This is a genomic window from Mesorhizobium sp. M7A.F.Ca.US.014.04.1.1, from assembly GCF_003998745.1.
GTDB lineage: Bacteria > Pseudomonadota > Alphaproteobacteria > Rhizobiales > Rhizobiaceae > Mesorhizobium > Mesorhizobium ciceri.
In genome coordinates this window covers 1-3,797 of sequence record NZ_RZRW01000544.1, presented here as the reverse complement: position 1 = coordinate 3,797, position 3,797 = coordinate 1, and the positions used below count along the sequence as shown (strand labels likewise).

The window sequence follows — 3,797 nt, the reverse complement described above, 5'->3', positions numbered from 1 at the left end:
GCCAGCGGGCGGATATCTCCTTGTCCTTGGCCAGCGTGTTGGTGATCAGCGTGAAGGTGCGCAAGTTCTTGCGGAAGGTCGTGGCCAGCGCCTCGGACGCCCGGCGGCGCACCTCGCCGTCGGCGTCCTGCAGACGGTTCAGCGCCGGCTCCAACGTCAGTTCCTCGCCGTCGATGTGGAAGCGAAGGTCGGTCATCGTCTCGTCGAACAGGCGGTTCCAGGCGCCGCGTCCGGTGATCGACTTTTCGTGGAAGAGCTGCTCGACGCGGTCCTCGAGCTGGTAAGGCTTGTCCTTGCGCAGATCGAGCACCCATGGCCGATAGTGGCCGAAGGCGGGATCGCCGGCGAGCGCGCCTTCGATCGACGCATCGTCGATCAGGTTGAGTTCGAGCGCGAAGAACAGAAGGTGCGCGCTGGCGTCGGTCATCTTCTCCTGGATGTCGCCATAGAGCTTGGCGCGCTGGGGATCGGCGGTGTTTCCGGCATAAACCAGTCCCGCATAGGAGACGATGCGGCCGATCAGTTCCTCCAGCGCCTCGTAGGCGACAAGCGCCTCGCCCAGCCTGCCGGCGCCGCCGCGCTCGGCTTCGGCGGCCAGCGTACCCTTCCAGCGGCTCTCGAAACTGGTCGCATCGGTGGCGGCCTTGGCGATGTCGCGCTTCAGCTCCGGCGCGTCCATGCCGGCATAGAGGTCGGCAAGGTTCCATTCCGGCAGGTCGCCCAGCTCGGCCGCGCCTTGACCCGACGCCGGCGCCGCCAGCCGCCGTGCGGAAACCATGTGCCCAGAATCCCTATGCATTGCCGACACCTTCCGTGGCCAAGGTTCAAGGAGAAACGAGAAGCCGGTCAAATCCTAAGGAATTCATTCACCGGGTTTTTTGAAACCTTATTTAGAACCCTGTGCCAAGATGGTCCACAGGGCAGAATTCCTCGGGCGGGCAGTCACACCAGTCATGACAGGTTCCATACTCATAGTCGATGACGATCCGGTGCAACGCCGGCTGCTCGAAGCGGCGGTGACGCGGTTCGGCTACAGCGCAATCGTGGTCGACGGCGGCGCGGCCGCTCTCGACATCCTCGATGGACCCGGCGCCCGCGAGGTGTCGGTGGTCATCCTCGATCTGGTCATGCCCGGTCTCGACGGTATCGGCGTGCTGAAGGCGATGCGCGAGCGCGACATCAACGTGCCGGCGATCGTGCAAACCGCGCAGGGCGGAATCGAGACCGTGGTTTCGGCGATGCGTCATGGCGCCTTCGATTTCGTCGTCAAGCCGGCGTCTCCCGACAGGCTGCAGGCATCGATCGGCAATGCGCTCAAGGTCGAGGCCGTCGAGGGCGAGGTCAAGCGCACATCGCGCCGGCGCGGCGGCCTCCTGACCTTCAAGGACATGATCACGCACAGCCCGGCCATGGACAGGGTGATCCGTCTTGGCCAGAAAGCGGCGGCATCCAACATTCCGATCCTGATCGAGGGCGAGTCCGGCGTCGGCAAGGAACTGGTGGCGCGCGCCATCCAGGGCAGTGGCGACCGCCGCACGAAGCCCTTCGTCACCGTCAATTGCGGCGCCATTCCAGACAATCTGGTCGAATCGATCCTGTTCGGTCACGAGAAGGGCTCGTTCACCGGGGCCACCGACAAGCACACCGGCAAGTTCGTCGAAGCGCATTCGGGCACGCTGTTTCTCGACGAGATCGGCGACCTGCCGCTCGACGTGCAGGTCAAGCTGTTGCGTGCGGTCCAGGACGGCGAGGTCGACCCGGTCGGTGGGCGCTCGACCGTCAGGGTCGACATCAGGCTGATTTCGGCGACGCACCGCAACCTCCTGCAGCAGGTCAAGGACGGCAAGTTCCGCGAGGATCTGTTCTACCGGCTGAACGTCTATCCGATCTTCGTGCCGCCGCTGCGCGACCGCCGCGACGACATCCCATATCTGGTCACCCATTTCATGGAGAAGGTCGCGCCGGCCGACCCGCACCGTCGCCTGCAAGGTATTTCGGCGGCAGCGCTCGCGGTGCTGCAGGCCTATGACTGGCCCGGAAACATCCGGCAGCTCGAAAACGCCGTCTTTCGCGCCTCGGTGCTTTGCGAAGGCTATATGTTAACCGCGGAGGACTTCCCGCAGATCCGGGCGCAAGTGGAAGGCACCGTCAACCTCGATATGGATGGCGACGCGCCGTCGCCGTCCTTGCCTTTGCAGGCGCGCGATGACGAAGCCTTGCCCGGCGAGGGCGGCCCGGCAATCGCGTTCGATCCGCCGGCAAGGCTGCAGCCTCGCTTCGGCACGTTGCGGGCGCTCGACGAGCGCGGCAATGTGCGGGCACTTGCCGATGTCGAACTCGAGATGATCAAGCTTGCCATCGATCACTACAACGGACAGATGAGCGAAGTCGCCCGCCGACTCGGCATCGGCCGCTCGACGCTCTATCGCAAGCTCAAGGAACACGGCATCGATCCGGAGACAGGCCGCGTCGATCGACTAGCCTCCTAAGGGCGATGCCGGGCTGAGCTTTGGCCCGGCTTCCGGCTTTGCCACAAGGCCGGCGCCAGCTTGCAATGCCACAACGGGCCTTGTATCGCCGTTTCGGCGGCATTGTGGCTGTCTCGTGGACAGCTCTGTTCACGCATTAAGGCTAACGGTAACAGATCGTGTTTGGGGCGAAGGCGAAAATCCGATCTAAACCAGCGGTTTACCAAGAAACCTTGTGAACAATTTTTGACGGGATATCGCCACGGTGTTACCGCATTTCGGCTTCAATAAGCGATGATTAACCATTAGGATCGATATTCGGGTGTGCTAATGCCACATCCGTTTGGACAAATCCGGGGACAAACGGCAGCCTGCAAGGCCTTTTGATTTGAACAGAATCGAACGACACACAAACAGGCGGCACCATCATTTGAGCGTCTGGCCGAAGTGGCTGGCAGTGTTGGTTGTCGCTTTTGGTTTTGTTGCCGCGGCTGCGAGCGGAGCCAGCGCCGAAACACGGTCGCTGAAGCTTTATCATCTCCACACCCATGAGAAGGCCGAGATCGTCTACAAGCGCAACGGCCGCTACGTTCCCGAGGGTCTCCGCAAGATCAACATCATTTTGCGCGACTGGCGTCGCAACGAGCCAACCAAGATGGATCCGCGCCTGCTGGATCTCGTCTGGGAGGCGTATCGGGAAGCAGGTGCCACGGACTATATCCAGGTCGTCTGCGGCTATCGCTCGCCGTCGACGAACTCGATGCTGCGCAGCCGCAGCAGGGGCGTGGCCGAGAAGAGCCAGCACATGCTCGGCAAGGCGATGGATTTCTATATTCCCGGCGTGCCGCTGAAGAAGCTGCGCAACATCGGCCTCAAGATGCAGGGCGGCGGCGTCGGCTACTATCCGTCATCGGGTTCGCCGTTCGTCCACATGGATGTCGGCAATGTGCGCCATTGGCCCGGTATCAGCCGGCAGGAACTGGTCTCCCTGTTCCCCAATGGCAAGACGCTGCATGTGCCGAGCGACGGCAGGCCGCTGCCCGGCTTTGAGCAGGCGCTCGCCTCCTACAAGGCGCGCAAGGGATCGGGCTCGCCGGCCATCGAGATGGCCAGTGCCGGCGGCAGCAGCAAGAAATCGGGTGGATTCCTGTCGGCTTTCTTCGGTGGCGGCGGCGACGACGAGGCCGACGACAGCGCCGATGTCGAGACCGCTTCGGCCGCCCCCCCGCCCAAGGCGAGAAACCTGACGCCGGCAGCGGCGGCCCAGACCAGCAACCTCCCGGGCATCGCCCTCGTGGCGCCGGCGAATGCGCGGCGCGCCGAGCTCCC

2 protein-coding genes and 1 pseudogene are annotated in these 3,797 nt (G+C 63.5%); 2 read left to right on the top strand and 1 reads right to left on the bottom strand.

What is annotated here, in order from left to right:
* Positions 1-778 (bottom strand): annotated as a pseudogene (locus tag EOA22_RS27080) (oligoendopeptidase F); the annotation flags it as partial.
* A gap of 175 nt (positions 779-953) precedes the next feature.
* On the opposite strand from EOA22_RS27080, the gene EOA22_RS27075 reads away from it, so the two are divergent.
* Positions 954-2,489, top strand: a complete 1,536-nt coding sequence (locus EOA22_RS27075; RefSeq protein ID WP_063168940.1) for a sigma-54 dependent transcriptional regulator — start codon at positions 954-956, stop codon at positions 2,487-2,489.
* A 409-nt stretch (positions 2,490-2,898) separates the two neighbouring features.
* Positions 2,899-3,797: DUF882 domain-containing protein (locus EOA22_RS27070; protein ID WP_127390347.1), on the top strand; the 899-nt coding region annotated here is incomplete at its 3' end.